This is a genomic window from Streptomyces sp. RPT161, assembly GCF_027533845.1.
Classification (GTDB): domain Bacteria; phylum Actinomycetota; class Actinomycetes; order Streptomycetales; family Streptomycetaceae; genus Streptantibioticus_A; species Streptantibioticus_A silvisoli_A.
Genome location: NZ_JAPZVN010000019.1, coordinates 81,981 through 95,994, shown reverse-complemented (window position 1 = coordinate 95,994; position 14,014 = coordinate 81,981). Strand labels below are relative to the sequence as shown.

The 14,014-nt window shown below is 70.9% G+C and carries 13 protein-coding genes and 1 pseudogene; 9 read left to right on the top strand and 5 right to left on the bottom strand.

Features of this window, described 5'->3' with window-relative positions; translation table 11 throughout:
- Positions 1–59 precede the first annotated feature (59 nt).
- Both O5O46_RS27990 and O5O46_RS27985 read left to right on the top strand, forming a co-directional pair.
- Complete coding sequence (locus O5O46_RS27990) at positions 60–686, top strand: DUF6230 family protein (RefSeq protein ID WP_269858386.1); 627 nt, start codon at positions 60–62, stop codon at positions 684–686.
- Positions 673–1,113: pseudogene (locus O5O46_RS27985) on the top strand (DUF6114 domain-containing protein); the annotation flags it as partial. The gene O5O46_RS27990 and the pseudogene O5O46_RS27985, both read left to right, overlap by 14 nt.
- A 10-nt stretch (positions 1,114–1,123) precedes the next feature.
- On the opposite strand, the gene O5O46_RS27980 reads toward O5O46_RS27985, so the two are convergent.
- Positions 1,124–1,597, bottom strand: coding sequence for a MarR family winged helix-turn-helix transcriptional regulator (locus tag O5O46_RS27980; protein ID WP_269858385.1), 474 nt, complete (start codon positions 1,595–1,597; stop codon positions 1,124–1,126).
- 56 nt (positions 1,598–1,653) lie between these two features.
- Between O5O46_RS27980 and O5O46_RS27975 the strand changes: the two genes are divergently transcribed.
- Positions 1,654–2,598 (top strand): amidohydrolase family protein, encoded by a 945-nt coding sequence (locus tag O5O46_RS27975; RefSeq protein ID WP_269858384.1) that lies wholly within the window; start codon positions 1,654–1,656, stop codon positions 2,596–2,598.
- A 109-nt stretch (positions 2,599–2,707) separates the two neighbouring features.
- A complete protein-coding gene (locus tag O5O46_RS27970; RefSeq protein ID WP_269858383.1) occupies positions 2,708–3,346 on the top strand; it encodes an endonuclease in 639 nt (212 codons plus the stop codon).
- Between the two features lie 30 nt (positions 3,347–3,376).
- On the opposite strand, the gene O5O46_RS27965 is transcribed toward O5O46_RS27970, so the two are convergent.
- Positions 3,377–4,207: an SDR family NAD(P)-dependent oxidoreductase gene (locus tag O5O46_RS27965; protein WP_269858382.1), complete on the bottom strand. Its 831-nt coding sequence runs from the start codon at positions 4,205–4,207 to the stop codon at positions 3,377–3,379.
- A gap of 118 nt (positions 4,208–4,325) precedes the next feature.
- Positions 4,326–5,426, bottom strand: coding sequence for an MGDG synthase family glycosyltransferase (locus O5O46_RS27960; RefSeq protein WP_269858381.1), 1,101 nt, complete (start codon positions 5,424–5,426; stop codon positions 4,326–4,328).
- Positions 5,427–5,544: 118 nt separating this feature from the next.
- Here O5O46_RS27960 and O5O46_RS27955 point away from each other — a divergent pair, with 118 nt between their 5' ends.
- The 4 genes from O5O46_RS27955 (at position 5,545) to O5O46_RS27940 (ending at position 9,673) form a co-directional block, all read left to right on the top strand.
- Positions 5,545–6,336: a polysaccharide deacetylase family protein gene (locus O5O46_RS27955; RefSeq protein ID WP_269858380.1), complete on the top strand. Its 792-nt coding sequence runs from the start codon at positions 5,545–5,547 to the stop codon at positions 6,334–6,336.
- Positions 6,337–6,341: 5 nt separating this feature from the next.
- Positions 6,342–7,238 (top strand): DMT family transporter, encoded by an 897-nt coding sequence (locus O5O46_RS27950; protein ID WP_269858379.1) that lies wholly within the window; start codon positions 6,342–6,344, stop codon positions 7,236–7,238.
- 140 nt (positions 7,239–7,378) lie between these two features.
- A complete protein-coding gene (locus O5O46_RS27945) occupies positions 7,379–7,885 on the top strand; it encodes a DUF6624 domain-containing protein (protein ID WP_269858378.1) in 507 nt (168 codons plus the stop codon).
- Between the two features lie 117 nt (positions 7,886–8,002).
- Positions 8,003–9,673 carry a SpoIIE family protein phosphatase gene (locus O5O46_RS27940; RefSeq protein ID WP_269858377.1) on the top strand — a complete coding sequence of 557 codons (1,671 nt, stop codon included), beginning with the start codon at positions 8,003–8,005 and terminating at the stop codon, positions 9,671–9,673.
- 37 nt (positions 9,674–9,710) lie between these two features.
- Here O5O46_RS27940 and O5O46_RS27935 read toward each other — a convergent pair whose 3' ends face one another.
- Positions 9,711–11,012, bottom strand: coding sequence for a serine hydrolase domain-containing protein (locus tag O5O46_RS27935; protein ID WP_269858376.1), 1,302 nt, complete (start codon positions 11,010–11,012; stop codon positions 9,711–9,713).
- 386 nt (positions 11,013–11,398) lie between these two features.
- On the opposite strand from O5O46_RS27935, the gene O5O46_RS27930 reads away from it, so the two are divergent.
- Positions 11,399–11,998, top strand: a complete 600-nt coding sequence (locus O5O46_RS27930) for a TetR/AcrR family transcriptional regulator (protein WP_269858375.1) — start codon at positions 11,399–11,401, stop codon at positions 11,996–11,998.
- 3 nt (positions 11,999–12,001) lie between these two features.
- On the opposite strand, the gene O5O46_RS27925 is transcribed toward O5O46_RS27930, so the two are convergent.
- Positions 12,002–13,798: an alkaline phosphatase family protein gene (locus tag O5O46_RS27925; protein WP_269858374.1), complete on the bottom strand. Its 1,797-nt coding sequence runs from the start codon at positions 13,796–13,798 to the stop codon at positions 12,002–12,004.
- Positions 13,799–14,014: the final 216 nt, after the last annotated feature.

The following is a 14,014-nucleotide window of genomic DNA, read 5'->3' as shown; positions in this document are numbered from 1 at the left end:
AGTCTGCTTTCCCGGGCGCGTGGCGCGCTGCGGCAGGCTGTTCCGGAGGGAGGAAGGGTATGTCGCGCAGCCTCGGCAGAACGCGCTGGAAGCGCTTCGCCGTCATCATGGTGCCGGGCCTGATGGTGGCCACGGCCCTCGGCGTCGGCATGGCACAAGGCGCGCTGGCCGCGTCGTTCTTCGTCTCCGGACGGCGGTTCCAGCTCTCCGTCGACTCCCTGGTCGGACACGGCATGAGCGCCTACAGCACGATCGACGTGACCAGGACCGGTGCGCGCATTCCGGTGGAGGTGACCGGGCTGCGGTCCGCGGTGATCCGCGGGCTGTGCGAGTCGGTGGTGACTCCGATTCCCTTCCTCGGCCCGTACACCCTGCGGCTCACCGGGGCGGACCGGGTGCGCCGGGCCGAGGCCCGGGACATCTTCATCGACGCGACGTCCATCATGGTCCGGCAACAGACCAACCACGGCCTGAACATCGGTGTGGCGGCCGGTGCCTTGACCAAGGGACCGGTCAATCCAGGCGACCGGCACTCACGGTTCTTCGACCCCAACGGCGTTGCCCAGCAGTCCTCGACCGTCTTCCTGGCCGACGCACGCTGGGAGGCGGTCGCGGTCACGGCGGTCACCCTCGATGTGCCCGATGTCAGGGTGCGGCTCAGGGCGGGACACCATGAGTGCTTCTGACCTCGCCGAGTGCGGTGCCGGTGAGCGGCTCAAGGGGGCAGGGCCACGCGCCGCGATCGGCAACGTCCGTCTGGCATTCCGGCGTTGGCGCGGTACCCGGCCCTTCTGGGCCGGACTGTTCACCATGTCGGCGGGCGTGCCGGTCATCTACTTCCCGTACGCCAGCCTCAGCCTGGGCGGGATCCCTCTCGCGCTGTCGACCACCGCCGGGGCCGGATCGCTGGTGATCGGGGTCCTGCTCATCGTCCTGGGGTTCACCCTGTGGTTCCAGCAGCAGGCGCGGATCTTCGCGGGGGTCGCGGCCATGCTGCTCGCGCTGGTCTCGCTGCCGCTGGCCAACTTCGGCGGCTTCCTGCTCGGGCTGTGTGGCAGCCTCGTCGGCGGCGCGCTGGCATGCTCCTGGGCGCCGCCGAGCGGGAACGAGCCCTGATCCGCGGTCAGTTGTGGCCGTCGATGATCTCGGCGAGGCGGTGGAGTTGTGCCGCGAGTTCCGTCCGTTCGGCGGGGGTGAACGAGGCATATCCGCGGCGCTGGGCCTCACGGCGCTCGTCGCGCAGCCGGGTGAGCTGATCGGCACCTGCCTGGGTGAGGCGGACGAGGACGCGGCGTTCGTCGTCGGGGCAGCGGCGCCGGAGCACCACACCCCTGCCTTCGAGTTGCTGGAGCATGCGGGTGGCGGTGGGCACGCTGACCCCCGCGGTGGTCGCGAGCCGGCTCACGGGCAGCTCGTCGCCCGAGGCCAGCGGATCGAGCAGCGCCAACTGGGACAGCGACAGGCCCCCCGCGGCGGCGGCCCGGCCGCGGGCCTTGCGCATGGCCAGGAACAGGGCGTCGGCGGCCTGCGCGAGTTCCTCCACGGCGGTGTCCGTTCCTGACTGCGGGCTTGTCGAGTCCTTGCGGTCGTGCTGCATGGCTGTTAGCTTACTCAACATTCACTTAGCGAGCTAAAGATTGGGGAGCTAAGGAAATGGCATCCGCCGCACGCGTCGACGTACACGAGCATGTGCTCCCGCCCGCCTACCGGCGGCTGCTGGTCGAGCGAGGTCTGGACGCCGGGGGCTGGGCGCTTCCGGAGTGGGACAAGGACAGCGCGATCGCGATGATGGACACCCAGGGCATCGCCACCGGTGTGGTCTCGGTCAGCGCGCCCGGCGTGCACCTCGGCGACGACCGCGAAGCTCGTACGCTGGCGCGCTCGGTCAACGAGTACGTTGCCGAGTTGGTCAAGGACCGCCCCGACCGGTTCGGCCAGTTCGCAAGCATCCCGCTGCCGGACGTGGACGGCTCGGTCGCCGAGGCCGTCCACGCGCTGGACGAGCTGCGCGCCGACGGGGTGGTGCTGATGTCCAACGCGGGCGGTCGCTATCTGGGCGACCCCGCCTTCGAACCGCTGTGGGCGGAGCTCAACGCCCGCGCGGCGGTGGTCTTCGTCCACCCCACCGAGGTGCCCGCCCCGACGCTGCCCGGCGTCCCCGCGCCCGTCATCGACTTCCCCTTCGACACCACCCGTACCGCGGTGCAGTTGACGCTGAACGGCGTGATGAGCCGCTACCCCGACGTGAAGGTGATCCTCTCGCACGCGGGCGGCTTCCTGCCCTACGTCGCCCACCGGGTCGCCGTCGCCAGCACGATCGTCAACCCGGAACTGACCGTCGACGGCATCCTGGCCGATCTTCGCCGCTTCTACTTCGACACGGCGCTGTCCGGCAGCCCCACCGCGCTGCCGTCACTGCTGGCCTTCGCCGCGCCCGGCCATGTCCTGTACGGCAGCGACTGGCCGTTCGCGCCGGTTGCCGCCGGCGCCTACTTCAACGGGCACCTGGACGGTTACCAGGACTGGCAGCCTGGTCAACTGCGCGCCGTTCAGCGGGGCAATGCGGAAGCGCTCTTTCCGCGCCTTGCCCGCGACTGACGGGGCCCCTTCGCACGCTGGACCCGTTCGACGTGCTGCGGATCGCGGTGATCCGCGGGATAGTCGGGATGAGTGGATCGATCGGACACCCACGTGTAGGTGATCACTCATGGGCTCGAAGAACGAAGCCGTCGTACGGGCGCTGCTTGAGCGGCAGAAGAAGACCTACGCCGCGGAGGCGGGCATCACGGTGAGGAACGCCCCCGCCGCGCTGTACCAGATGCTGGTGCTCTCGATGTTGCTCAGCGCCCGCATCAAGGCGGACATCGCGGTGGCGTCGGCGCGTGCGCTGTTCGACGCGGGAATGCGCGACGCCCGCAAGATGGCGGACGCCACCTGGCAGCAGCGCGTGGACGCGCTGGGTAAGGGCGGTTACCGGCGTTACGACGAGCGGACCTCCACCCAACTCGGCCGAGCCGCCGAGCTGGTGCTCGACCGCTACGCCGGTGACCTGCGCCGACTGCGTGAGGAGGCGGACCCCAAGAAGGCGTTACGCGACATCCCCGGCATCGGGCCGGTGGGCGTCGACATCTTCCTGCGGGAAGTCCAGGCGGTCTGGCCCGAGTTCGCACCGTATGTGGACCGCAAGGCCATGGAAGGCGCCGAGCGGCTCGGACTGCCCACCTCCGCCGAGAAGTTGGCCGGACTCGTCAAGAAGTCCGAGGTGCCTCGGCTGACGGACGGCCTGGTGCACGCCGCGATCGACAAGCACCTGGCCCAGGAGGTACGGGAAGCGGCCACCGTCTGAACTCCCCCTCCGCGCGGACGGGTTGACGGGTCAGCCGAACCGGGCCGCCAGCTGCCGGAACAGTGACGGCGCCGCGCCGTTGAGGCGGGCGGGGAAGCGCAGCCAGCCGGGAACGAACGCCTCGCTGCGGTCGTGCGCCACGGCGTCCCAGACCGCGTCGGCGACCCGCCCGGGGGTGACGGGCCGGGGCCGGGACCGCTGGTACAGGGCGCCGCGGCGGGCGAAGAACGGGGTCTGCACGACGCCGGGCAGCACGGTGGAGATCCGCACCCGGCTGCCCAGTAGCTCGTACCGCAGACTGTCGGCGAACGTGGTCAACGCGGCCTTGGCGGCCGAGTACACCGCCTCCTGCCGTACCCCGACCGCCCCCGCGATGGACCCCACCAGCACCAGGTGCCCGGCGTCCCGCCGCAGCATCTGCGGCAGCACCAGACGGACCAGGTGCACCACGGCGGCCAGGTCGACGGCGAGCACCTCGTCGATCGCGGCGGCGGGCATGTCGGTGAACGGTCCCGCCCAGCCGATGCCCGCCGCGGCGACCAGCAGGTCCACCCGGCCGCCCAGTTCGACCGCGCTCTCCACCAGCCGCCGGCATCCGTCGCGGTCACCGAGGTCACCGGGTACCGCGATGCCACCGGTGGCCGTGGCCACCTGGTCCAGCCGGGTGCGGTCCCGTCCGTTGAGCACCACGCGCCACGCCCCGCCCTCGGCGAACCGGGCGGCGACCGCCGCGCCGATACCCGACGACGCGCCGGTGATCAGGGCCACCGGGGCATCGGTGGGGACGGCCGGGGTCCGGCGGGCCACCACGTGTCCACCGTGCGGCAGCGGACTGCCCGCAGACGCTCGCGCGGCTTCCATCAGGAGCCCTCCTCCGGTGGCGCATCACGGTCATTCTTCCCCAGTCATCCCATAACGGATAGTTGAACCAGCCGTCAGCGCTCGGCCGTTGACACCCGCCTGGCGCAGTACGGGCGGCTCAGCGCGGCGCCCCCGTGCGGGCCGCGGTGGCCAGGACGTCGGCGGCGTCGGCGGTGAACAGCGCCCGGCCCGCGTCGATCCGCGCCTGCCGAACCGGCCCGTCGAAGGCCAGCTCACGCAACGTCCGCAGCAGGTCCTGCGGGGAACGCGCGGGAACGCACAGCCCGGACTCGGCCATACGGCGGACGCTGTGCACGCCGTGCCCCGCGATCGGCCGGTAACCGACCACCGGTACCCCGGCCGCCAGGGCCTGCGCCGCGGTCTGCCCGGCGGCGTTCATCACCAGCACGTCCACCGCCGCCATCAGCGCCGGTACATCGTCCACCCAGCCCAGCGCGACCGTGCCCGGCACCCGGTCCAGCCGCCACCGCAGCGCCCGACGCCGCCCGCACAGCACGACCGGCAGCCAGCCGTCCCCGCTGAGCAGGGCGGCCGTCTCCGCCAGCTGCGACCCCACCCCCCACGCGCCCGTCGACAGCAGCACCGGGCGACCCGGGGCGGCCCGCGCGAACGCGTCGACACCTGCCGGGTCCGCCGAGTCGTGGAAGGCGTCCGCCACGACCGGTCCGACCGCCAGCGCGCCTTGGCCGCCCATCCGCCGGACGTCCTGTGCGGTCTGCGGGGTCGGGCACAGATGCAGGTCATTGCCGGGATGGACCCACTGCCGGTGCACCGCGAAGTCGGTGATCACCACGGCGCTGGGCACCCGCAGCACCCCCTCCTCGCGCAGCCGCCCGCAGATCTGCGCGCCCAGGTGGAACGTGGACACCACCGCGTCCGGCGGATCGGCCGCCAGCCGCCGTCGCAGCGCCCGGGCCGCGGGCAGCACGATCGGCGTGGTGTCCCTGACCTGGCGGTTCCCGTCCGGCGGCGGGACGAAGTACGCCCGGTAGATCGCGTCGTAGACGACCGGAACGTGCCGGATCACCGTGGCGTAGAAGGCGCGCAGCGCGACGCCCAGTCGGGCCGGCAGCAGGTCGAGAACGTCGATGGTCTCCGTACGGTGCCCGCGCCGGGCCAGCCGCCGGGCCAACTCGGCGGCCACCGTGTCATGTCCCGCCCCCATGCGGGCGCTCAGGATGACGAACCGTAGGGCCACACCAAGACCTTTCACGCCCCGGCCGACTTCCGCCAGCGCTGCGCCGTTCCGCCGGTCGGGTGACGTGTCCCCGCCGCTCCGGTCGCAGGCCGCCGAGGGAGCGCGGGAGACTGGCCACGTGCGTGCCGTTCGCCCACCAAGCGCGCCCCCGGTATGGCGCGCGCTGTCGGTGTGCGCGCTCGCCGGGGCGGCGGCGCACATCGGCCCGGCCGGTACCTGGCTGCCGCCGGTGCGCCGGTCGCTGTTCCCGGCCCTGGACGGCCGAGGCCGCCCGTGGCACATCGCGCTCACCTTCGACGACGGGCCCGCCCGGCACAGCACGCCGTACTTCCTGGACACCCTGGACCGGCTCGCGGTGCGGGCCACGTTCTTCGTGCTCGGCCGCGCCCTGCTGGAGGCGCCCGAGACCGGCCGGGAACTGGTCGCGCGAGGGCACGAGGTCGCCGTACACGGCTGGGACCACCGCCGTCCGTGGTGGCCCACGCCGCTGCGCGACCTGAGTGAACTGCGGCGCACCGTGGCGGCCGTCGGCGCCGTCTGCGGCGTCCGCCCCCGGTGGTACCGGCCGCCGTACGGCGTGCTCACCGGCGGCCGGTGGGCCGCGGCGCGCCGGGTGGGGCTGCGCCCGGTGCTGTGGTCCGCGTGGGGGCGGGAGTGGGTTTCGGGCGCCACCGCGCGGAGCGTCGCCGACCGCGTGGGCCGCGGGCTGCACGGTGGCGGCACGGTCCTGCTGCATGACACCGATCGGGCGTCCGGCGCCGACTCCTGGCGCGTCGCCCTCCAGGCGCTTCCCGAACTGGTGGAATGCTGCCGTCGACAGGGCTTCACGATCGGGCCGCTACGCGATCACGGCATCGGCGTGGAGAACGCCCGCCCCGGCGGGCAGGAGCAAACGGGACGCTTGTGCTGACATATGTGTTGGCCGTACTCGCTGCCTGCGCCAACGCGGCATCGTCGGTACTCCAGCGTCGCGCCAACCTCGGCCTGCCCGCCGAGGACAGCCTCAGTCTGCGGCTCATCAGGGCGTTGCTGCGGCGCCCTGTGTGGTACGCGGGGGTGCTCGGCATCACGGTGGGCTTTCTGCTCCAGGCCACGGCGCTCTCGGTGGGCGAGCTGTCGGTCGTGGAGCCGATCCTGGTGTTCGAGCTTCCGCTGACCCTGATCCTCGCCTCGCGGGTGTTCCACGCCCGGCTGCACCGCCGTGAATGGCTCTCGGTCGTGGGAATGACCGTGGGCCTGGCGGTGATGCTGTTCTGCCTGGCGCCGTCCGGGGGCAACGCGCAGGCGGTGGACGGGATGGTCTGGCCGATCGGCATCGGCCTGAACCTGGCGGTGGTGGCGGCCGCGGTGCTGTGGGGCCGTACCGCGAAGGTGGCGGAGCGGCCGGAGCTCGGCGGGCGGCGCGCGGCGTGCCTTGGAGTGGCGGCGGGCTGCCAGTTCGGGCTGACGGCCGCGTTGATGAAGGGAGCGGTGTCGCAAGGCGGTCAGGGCGTCGCCGCCGTCTGTACGGCCTGGCAGCTGTATGCCATGGTCGCCTCCGGCGTCACGGGGATGTTCTTCCTCCAGTCGGCGATGCACGCGGGGCGGCTGCTCGCCGCACAGCCCGGCCTGACGCTGTCCGACCCGCTGGTCTCCGTGCTGTGGGGCGTGGTCGCCTTCCACGAACAGGTGCGGCAGGGATGGTGGCTGCTGCCGGCGATCGCCGGTGCCGCCGCCATCACCATCTGCGTTGCCGTACTGGCCCGTTCACCCCTGCTCGGCACGGAGGAGCGGCGCCCGGTGCGCGCTCGACACTCCATCGTCCGGCGCTGAACCACCCGGGGGTAGATCCAGTATCCCCGCTCGGAGCCGCTCCTGTCACCGTGCTTGGGGACGATCTGGGCGGTGATCGGCGCGTCTACCGTTACGGGTGACCGGACAACGCACCCCAACCGCCCCCTGGAGCAGGAACAATGGCGTACGACACCGCGGCACTGGCGGCGGAACTGATCAGCATGGCGAAGGCCGACCACGAGACCTCGCCGAGCGCCAACAGCGAGGATCCCGCTGACCAGTTGACCTGGCGGCGACTGACCGCACAGCACGGTGACCGGCTCAACGAGATCATGGACGAGTACGGTTGGCCGACGGCCGAACTCGTCGGTGAGGATGCCGCGCGCGCCGCATGGCTGATCGCCCAGCACGCCGACCGGCAACTCGATGTGCAACGGCGCGCGCTGCGGCTGCTGGAACAGGCGGTGGCCGAAGGCGCGGCCAGCCGTCGCGAGCTGGCGTTCCTCCGCGACCGGGTGCTGGTCAACGACGGGCGGGAGCAGATCTACGGCACACAGATCGCCGGGATCAGGGAAGGCTCGCCCGTCCCCTGGCCCTGCCAGGACCCCGAGCGGATGGACGCCCTGCGGGCGGACGTGGGCATCGAGCCGTTCGCGCAGTACGTCGCCAAGTTCCCAGCGGCCTGAGCCTCACGGCCTCGCACACGCAAGGCGCGTACAGGGCGAACGGTAGAATATGGGGCAACGTGCGGGGAGCCCCCCGGCGTCCAGCGCTTCGCGCCCGCGGCTGTGGCGGTGACCGACATGAAACGGCACAGCATCTCGTACCGGGGTGAGGGCCGGACCGTGCCGCGCACCGCCACGCCGGCGAACGTCCAGTCCACCCTCGCCCTGAACGGCATGGGCAGCTTCCTGTGGGACGTGGAGGCCGGCAGCTTCTTTCTGGACGCCGGAGGACTCGCCGTGATGGGACTGCGTGCCGGTGAGTACGACGGGCGCGCCCGCACCCTCGGGCGCCGGATCGTCCCCGACGACCTGCCGGGCCTGCAGGTCGTCGTGGCGCGGGCGCTGGCGTCCCACCCGAGTTACGGCGCCTACTTCCGGGTACGCCACCCGGACGGCAGCGTCCGCTGGACCCACATCCAGGGACGGGTGCTGCGCGATGCCACCGGCCGGGCCCGGCGGGTGGTGGGCATCGTCCGTGACGCCAGCGACGAACTCCAGCACTTCGCGGAGCAGACCGCCCTCAAGGTCGACCGGCAGCGGCAGACGGACGTCGTACAGGCGCTCACCTACGCGCTGTCCCAGGCGCTCAGCGTCGAGGATGTCACCACGGCCGTGACCAGCGAGGAGACCCGAAAGCGCATCGGCGCCACGGCCGTCGCCCTCGGCCTCGTGGAACAGGGCCACACCCGGCTGGTCGGGGCGGCGGGGCTGCCCGAGGGGCTGATCCGCGACCTGTCGGTCTCCCGGGTGAGCGCCGCGATGCCCTTCGCCGAGGCGGTCCGCACCGGTACCCCGCGGTTCCTCAGCCGCCATGAGCTGCGCGACCGCTATCCCAGAATGTGGCCCTATCTAAAGGCGACCGCCTTCACCAGGGCCGCCATCCTGCCGCTGGTCGCACAGGCACAGCCGATCGGCGCCCTGGCGATCGCCTTCCAGGATCGGCCGGGATTCACCTCCGGCGAACGCAACCTGCTGCTCGCACTGGGCTCCACCATCGCCCAGTCCCTCCAGCGTTCGGTGCTCTACGACCACGAACACGAACTCGCCGTCGGCCTTCAGCACGCCATGCTGCCGTCCCGCATCCCGGACTGTCTGGGCGCCCGGATCGCCGTACGGTACCGGCCATCACAGGGTGGCCGGGAGATCGGCGGTGACTGGTACGACGTCATCTCGCTGCCACTCGGCCGGATCGGCATCGTGGTCGGCGATGTCGAAGGCCATGACGTCCACGCGGCCGCGATCATGGGCCAGTTGCGGATCGCCCTGCGCGCCTACGCCGCCGAGGGGCACTCGCCGTCCACCGTGATCACCCGTGCGTCGGAGTTCCTGCGCGACCTGGACACCGAGCGCTTCGCCACCTGCATCTACGCGGACCTCGATCCCACCACCGGCCGTGCCGGCGTCGTACGGGCCGGGCACCTGGGGCCGCTGGTCAGACGCTCGGACGGCAGCTGCAGCCGCCCGAGCGTGCCCGGCGGGCCGCCGCTCGGCCTGCTCGACAGGGCGGACGCGTCCCCGTACCCGGCCGCGCCACTCCAACTGCACGCCGCCGACACGCTGTTGATGTGCACCGACGGCCTGGTGGAGTTCCACGGCATGGACCTGGACGAGGGCATGAGCCAGCTCGAAACCGTGATGATCGACGGTCCGGCGCCGCTGGAGGACCTCGCCGACCACATCATCGACACCATCGAGGCCCGCTCAGAGCTGTTGGACGACGCCGCCCTGCTGCTCGCCACGCTCGGTTGAGGTCCGGGCCGAGCCCGGACCTCAACCGGCCTTCACATCACTGGTTGGCCAGCAGGTCCGACGTTCCGGAGGTCCGGGCGCGCGCGCTGGGCATCTCCTGTTGCGCTATGCGCTGGGTGTCCACGGTCTGGCTGCGCTGCTGGGCGGTGGGGGCGGGCTTGCCGCAGAACACCGGGTCCAGGGCGCGCCGTTCGGCGGCGAAGACATCGGAGTTGTTGGAGGCGTTCGCGGAGATGGTGACCTGCCGCGAGCCGTCCTTGGTGGTGTAGGTGTAGGTCTGGTAGCCCTCGATGATGCCGTCGTGGCCGATGACCTTGGTGCCGCAGGACAGGTCGTACTGGCGAAGGCCGAGGCCGTACTGGGAGGTCGGCGTCACCGCCTCCATGGTTTCCATTTCCGCCAGTTGTGCGCGCGGCAGCAGATGTCCGGTCGTCAGCGCCTGCAGGAAGCGGTTGAGGTCCGAGGTGCTGGAGATCAGGGCACCGGCGGACCAGAGCCATGAGGCGGTCTGGTTGGTCGCGTCGAACAACGGCTTGGTGCGGTCGTCCTGGGTGAGGTAGCCGATCGCGTGCGGCCCGTCGATCGTGGTGCGGGGCACCACGAACTCGGTGTGGGTCAGCTTGAGCGGTGCGAGGATGCGCTGCGTGAGCACCTGCGCGTACGGCTTGCCGGTGATGTGCTCGACCAACATGCCCAGCACGACGAAGTTGGTGTTTGAGTAGCTGTACTGGCTGCCCGGCTTGAACTGCTGGCCGTGCTTGAGGGCGTCGGCGACCAGGGCCTGCGGCTGGTAGGTCTTGTAGCGGAACTTCTGGTAGCCGGTGACGGTGTCTCCGGTCAGCAGGTCGTTGGTGTAGTCGTACAGACCGCTGGTGTGGTTCAGCAGCTGGCGTACCGTGATGGTGGAGTCGGCGGGCAGTACGCCGTGCGGCAGGTAGTGGGTGGCCGCGGTGTCCAGGCCGACCTTGTGCTGTGCGACCAGTTGCAGGACCAGCACCGAGGTGAAGGTCTTGGTGACGCTGCCGACGCGGAAGTCCCCGCTGGGGTTGACCGGCGAGTGCGTGGCGATGTCGCCGGTGCCCACGCTGACCGTGCCGGAGTGTCCGCTGGTGTCGTTCACCCGGGCGAAGACACCAGGCGCCCCCGCGGTGACGACTCCCTGCAGTGCCTGCTTCAGGGCAGCCATGTCGGGGGCGGGGCTGGTCTGCTGGGCCGCCGCGGCGGCTCTATTGGGAGCGGCGCTGGCCGGCATCGCGGCGGCCAGCATCGAGCCCAGCGTTCCCACGACCACGGCGCCGGTCACGGCGCGCCGGGTGGAGCGGGCGAGGAATCGAGTCATGAAGTCTTCGATGTCCTTTTCTGTTGTGCACTGCCCGTGTCGTCGACGGTGCGCGGTCGATACCGCGGTGATGCCAACGTGCGGGCGGTGGAACGGCGATGGGGCACCGGTGCACCCATGACGTGGGACACGCGTGCTGCCCGGATAATTGTGCTCGTACGGGTACACACGGAGCCGACGATGGTTCTACCACAGTGCCCAACGGCCGCCAATGACACGGGCGGTGGCCCGGCGCGCGGCGGGACTTCCTGGGCGCACGGGCGGCCACGATGGCGGCGCGGATGACGGCCATGGTCTGTGCTCGGCGCCTCCGGAGAGCACACTCGGTTAGAAAGTGCAACGAGTGAACATTCGAATCGGGGCAATCAAACGTTAGGGTGGTGTCCATGAGCGAGACGATGGGGCGCCGGGAACGCAAGAAGGCCGCCACCCGCCAGGCGCTGGCGGACGCGGCTCTGAGGCTGTTCCTTGAACGCGGTTACGACCAGGTCAGCATCAAGGACGTGGCCGACGCCGCAGATGTGTCCACCACGACACTGTTCAAGCACTTCCCGGGCAAGGAGGCCCTTGTCTTCGACGAGGACGCCGATCTGGAGGCCGCGCTGGTCGCAGCGGTACGCGAACGCCCGCAGGGCCAGTCCATCCCGGCCGCCCTACGCGCACACGTCATCCACGCGAAGCTGGGCTCCGCGACCCCCGACCCGGGGTTCGCCCGGTTCGTCCAACTCACTGAGGAGACACCCGCGTTGCGGGAGTACGCCCACCGCATGTGGATGCGCCATGAAACCGCTCTGGCGCGCGCCATCGCCGAGGACATCGGCGCCCCCGAGGACGACATCGCCTGCGCGGCGCTGGCCCACTTCGCCCTGGAGGCGGCCAGCCTGGCCCGCGGCCGGGCCAATCCGCGGCAGGCGGTGGAGCGCGCCTTCGACCTGCTCGAACACGGTTGGCAGGCGGCTGCCCGATCCGGTGCCCCCAAGGGGTAGCCGTCAGCTGACGGTCAGGGTGAGCGGGCCCGCCAGTGCCGTGTAGCCGTTGTTGTAGAGGTACCAGACGTCGTAGTCGCCCGGTCCTGGCAGACCACTGGTGCCGAACGTCAGACTGCCGCCGCCGTTCGGTGCGTACTGCCAGCTCAGCGAGTTCTGCCGGCCGGGTGCCACGCCCTGCGGATAGATGCCGATCCAGTTGGTGGAGCTGGTGGTGGCCGGGGGTGTGGAGTAGCGGAAGGTGACGCTTGCCCCGCTGGCGACGCTCGGGGTGTCGGTGGTCAGCGTACTGCTGGGCGCCGGGCTGGAGTTGGGCGTGAAGGCGTCGTTCAGCGGTGTCGCATAGGTGTCGTTGGCGGTGATGCCGGGCAGGCCCAGCGCGGCCTCGATGGTGCGGGCGGTGCTGTAGTGGTCGTAGCGGGTGGCGCTGGTGGTGCCCGCCGGGACGGTGCCCTGGGAGCCGTCCACGATCGCGGCTACGTGGTTGTCCGGGTCGCTGCCGTCCTCGTCCCAGGTGACGATCAGCAGGGACTTCTGGGTGGTCCAGGCGGGTGACTGCATGATCGGCGCCAGCGTCTGCCGCAGCCAACCATCCTGTGCCTTCAGGCTGGTGGAGTTGCCGTTGCCGGAGGCTTCGCCGTCGTAGTAGTCATCGGCCGCGATCCAGGAGAAGCCGGGGGTGGTGGCCGCGCTTGCCAGATCGGTGGTCAGCTGGCTGGTGTCGAAGAGGTGGGCGGCGCAGCGGCTCTGGTTGCCGCTGATGTCGGTGTAGTTGATGAACGGCGCGTCATCCGGCTCGTAGTACGAGTCGTGCCCGTTGGTGGTGTTGCAGGGGGTGCCCATGCCCTGCTCGTATGCCTTCCATGACCTGCCCGCGGCATCGAGTTCGTCGCCCAGGTTGGTGTGTGGATCGTTGATGTTCGGCCAGTAGGTCGCGCCCTTGACGTAGGTGTCGCCGCCCGCGACGGCCAGGTAGTTCTCGTCGCTGGGGTGGTAGACCGCGTGGTAGTCGGCCATCGTCGCACCCTGTGTCATCAGGCTGTGCAGGTACGGGGTGTCCGTCGGGTCACCCATCACCGCCGAGTAGTCGGTGTTCTCCATCATGACCATGAAGACGTGGTCGAAGCCGGGCACCGTGGACGCCGGGGGAGTGAGCGTGGCCGCGTGGACCGGGGTGGACAGTGTCAGCGACAGGTTGTCCAGATAGCCGGACTCGCCGGAGGACTGCAGGAACGCCACCTCGACCAGGATCGAGCGGGTACCCGCCGGAACCGTGCCACCGCTGCTGCGGGCCAGGAACGAAGTGGTGTCGGCGCGGTCGGCGGCCGACACGGTGGGCAGGTCGACGGTGGAACCCAGCGGCTGGCCAGAGCCGTCCTGGAACCGCAGCGAGACCTGTACGTACCCCGCGTAGTTGGTCCAACCCCCAAGCCACCCGGCCAGGTTGTAGCTGACCCCGCCACCGTCGATCGCCGTCGCCGCCGAGGACACATCAACCGTCTGCCGCATCGTGCCGTCGCCCTGGTCGCCGGGGGCGAAGAAGGCACTGCCCGGCGCGGGACTCGCGGGGTGGCCGAAGCTCCCCGCCGAGTAGCAGATGACATCCGGGCTGCCCGACACCACCGTCCAGCCCGGGATGGTGGTCGCCGCGGTCCAGTCGGTGGTGCAGTAACCGGCCTCCGCGTCCCCGTTCACGATCAGGTTGGCGCTGGTGGTGGCCGCGTGCGCGGGTACCACCGCCACCAGCAGCGCGCCCAGCAGGGTGAGGACGCCGCCGAGCGCTCGCCACAGAAGTCTCATGTCCGGTACCTCGCCGCATGGGGAACAACAGCCGGTGAACGGCACATTGGTAGCGACCCCGGCTGTCGGTACCGGTAACTCCGGGTCAACTAGTCATGTACGCAGCAAGGCTGCGGCGGGGGCCCGGGTCAGCCGATGTCGAGCAGCTCCTCGTGGAAGCCGCCGAACCCCCGCTCGCGTGAGTCGCTGATGTCTCGCGTGCGGCGGCCGTGCTTC

What these genes read in the sequence shown, in the direction of transcription:
- O5O46_RS27990 (WP_269858386.1), top strand. Translation starts at nt 60, where the DNA reads ATGTCGCGCAGCCTCGGCAGAACGCGCTGGAAGCGCTTCGCCGTCATC.
- O5O46_RS27980 (WP_269858385.1), bottom strand. Translation starts at nt 1,597, where the DNA reads ATGCAGCACGACCGCAAGGACTCGACAAGCCCGCAGTCAGGAACGGAC.
- O5O46_RS27975 (WP_269858384.1), top strand. Translation starts at nt 1,654, where the DNA reads ATGGCATCCGCCGCACGCGTCGACGTACACGAGCATGTGCTCCCGCCC.
- O5O46_RS27970 (WP_269858383.1), top strand. Translation starts at nt 2,708, where the DNA reads ATGGGCTCGAAGAACGAAGCCGTCGTACGGGCGCTGCTTGAGCGGCAG.
- O5O46_RS27965 (WP_269858382.1), bottom strand. Translation starts at nt 4,207, where the DNA reads ATGGAAGCCGCGCGAGCGTCTGCGGGCAGTCCGCTGCCGCACGGTGGA.
- O5O46_RS27945 (WP_269858378.1), top strand. Translation starts at nt 7,379, where the DNA reads ATGGCGTACGACACCGCGGCACTGGCGGCGGAACTGATCAGCATGGCG.
- O5O46_RS27940 (WP_269858377.1), top strand. Translation starts at nt 8,003, where the DNA reads ATGAAACGGCACAGCATCTCGTACCGGGGTGAGGGCCGGACCGTGCCG.
- O5O46_RS27935 (WP_269858376.1), bottom strand. Translation starts at nt 11,012, where the DNA reads ATGACTCGATTCCTCGCCCGCTCCACCCGGCGCGCCGTGACCGGCGCC.
- O5O46_RS27930 (WP_269858375.1), top strand. Translation starts at nt 11,399, where the DNA reads ATGAGCGAGACGATGGGGCGCCGGGAACGCAAGAAGGCCGCCACCCGC.
- O5O46_RS27925 (WP_269858374.1), bottom strand. Translation starts at nt 13,798, where the DNA reads ATGAGACTTCTGTGGCGAGCGCTCGGCGGCGTCCTCACCCTGCTGGGC.